This is a genomic window from Dysgonomonas sp. BGC7, assembly GCF_001261735.1.
Taxonomy (GTDB): Bacteria; Bacteroidota; Bacteroidia; order Bacteroidales; family Dysgonomonadaceae; genus Dysgonomonas.
This window is the reverse complement of the sequence record NZ_CVRP01000030.1, coordinates 1-1,968: the sequence shown is the minus strand read 5'-3', so window position 1 is coordinate 1,968 and position 1,968 is coordinate 1. Positions and strand designations below refer to the sequence as shown.

Annotated in this window: 2 protein-coding genes and 1 pseudogene; all 3 read right to left on the bottom strand. The window is 35.7% G+C overall.

Annotation, left to right across the window (positions count from 1 at the left end; translation table 11 throughout):
* Positions 1–49: 49 nt before the first annotated feature.
* Positions 50–304: a T9SS type A sorting domain-containing protein gene (locus BGC7_RS18255; protein WP_242034378.1), complete on the bottom strand. Its 255-nt coding sequence runs from the start codon at positions 302–304 to the stop codon at positions 50–52.
* A 22-nt stretch (positions 305–326) separates the two neighbouring features.
* The gene (locus BGC7_RS17315; protein WP_242034379.1) at positions 327–1,196 is read right to left on the bottom strand and encodes a hypothetical protein; all 870 of its coding nucleotides are present in this window, start codon (positions 1,194–1,196) and stop codon (positions 327–329) included.
* 510 nt (positions 1,197–1,706) lie between these two features.
* Positions 1,707–1,968 (bottom strand): annotated as a pseudogene (locus BGC7_RS17310) (hypothetical protein); the annotation flags it as partial.

Below are 1,968 nucleotides of genomic sequence, written 5' to 3'. Positions count from 1 at the left end.
ACAACAAAATATAAATTATTATATATCTTCTTTTCATAATATCGAGTTTTTACTTTTTAATAATAATTTCATTTACTATAGCGCCATTGGCAGTAATCCGCAGGACATAGCTTCTCGGTTTGAGGGCCGAGCAATCAATTGTCTCATTGTATATCACGCCTTTGGTTTTTGCTTTTGGTTGCAACTTCCTGACAGGTATGCCGTCTATCGAATATAGCTCAAAGCCAACCTTGGCATCCTCTTTGAGTTCATACTCCAAATACATCTGTGATTCCACAGGATTCGGATAGATCTTGCAGGTCATAATATCTTCTAAAGTCACAGTCTTAGCATTTTGATTCTGATCTGTGTTTACGTCTGTCTGTTTTTTTTTCTGTGTCTTTCCACAGATCATCCAGCAAAGCCTGATTCTCAGGATCTGTGTCCAGATAAAGATGCTCCTGTGGTGGATAGAAGAATGCTGTGGAGAAGATTACGGTACTGTCCGCAACGTTGATATTCCGTACTGTCTCAAAGACAGGATAACGGTAGCCTTTACTGTACCAGCGACAGGTTTCCAATGCTTTAATATTAGCGTTTGTGTTGTCTTTGTGATCCTCTATCGTCTGTATAGTCTTTACCCGCAGTACAGGGCTCAGACTGTCACCGGAAGGCAGGATCAGTTTACCATAGGCATCGGCCGAAGTGGTTACTGTTCCTGTAGTCTGTATTTTGATTGTTCCCGAATAAAGGCCTTTGGAGTCATAGTTTGATGAAACCGTTTGTCCGTAGTTCAGAGGAAAGCGCATCTGTTGGATTGACGGATCATAATTCAGCTTCACCGAAGGGTTCTCATGTCCAAGCAAAAGAAGGGAATCTCCAGCCTGTCGGTAATAATACATTGTATTATGCTCGATACCGATTATCAGTTCATCTGCAAATACATTCTTTACCCTGTAGCGTTTACCTCCATGGATATAAACACTGTCACCCTCTAAAGGAGGCAGGTCGTAGCGAAGGGTATATTCCTCTTTAACTGTTTTTAGTTTACTGAAGTTCCAGGTTTTATTGGCTCCCGATTCCCCCGGAGAGGTTGATTCGACCTGTCGCTTTATTAACACATCACCGGGACGGTAACGGTTGTGGTTGCTTGTCAGCTGTGCGAAGGCGGGTAAAGCCAATACAAGCAGGATCAGGAATACTGACTGTGTTTTCATCGGTTAGGATTTATATTATATATTTACTTACTATACTAAATAAACATTGTTCAGATTATTTATAAAGGACATTTGATCTATAGATAATTTAAGAATTAAAATTCCATAAATAATTAAAGAAAAAATCAGATTTAAGATTATATATTAATTTGGTATCAATCGATTGTTAACTCGATTAAAGATAAAATACTATTTTAATATTAACAAATGAATACTTAAAAAATATTTCACATTGTTAAAATATTCATATGATCGTAATATCTTAGGATCAGTATAAAATTAAAAGGTTCTTTCTACATATTCATTGTATTGATCAAAGAGAGTATTTGTATATAGATATAGATAACCGGCTAAGAATAAAGCGGTAATAGAAATAAAGTGATTCATGCTTTGTATATAAAAGGTCGGAAGTTGTAAATAAAATAAAACTACATTTTTTTTATTATGTAAAAAACCGCCTATCTTCCCAGACAAACGGCTCCAAACAATCTTAACCTATATACCTAAAACTTATATTTTAAAAATCAATTTCCTTAAGAAAGAGAATATCTTAGCCCTGTATTTTATACTCAGATAAAGAGCCAATGACACTAATACAAGTGAGGTAAACCAAACACTCGCCTCTTGCCACCATTTTAGTTTGTTTACTTCTATTATATCTCCTTTTATCGGATATGGCACACGGATAGTATCAGTTATATTAACAGTATCTTTTACAAGCTTATCTTTATATTTATAAACAATGCTGTCTTTGAAGATTGTATCTCCAATC

Excerpts from the sequence above, each read along its gene's own strand:
- BGC7_RS18255 (WP_242034378.1), bottom strand. The coding sequence starts at position 304 with ATGACCTGCAAGATCTATCCGAATCCTGTGGAATCACAGATGTATTTG.
- BGC7_RS17315 (WP_242034379.1), bottom strand. The coding sequence starts at position 1,196 with ATGAAAACACAGTCAGTATTCCTGATCCTGCTTGTATTGGCTTTACCC.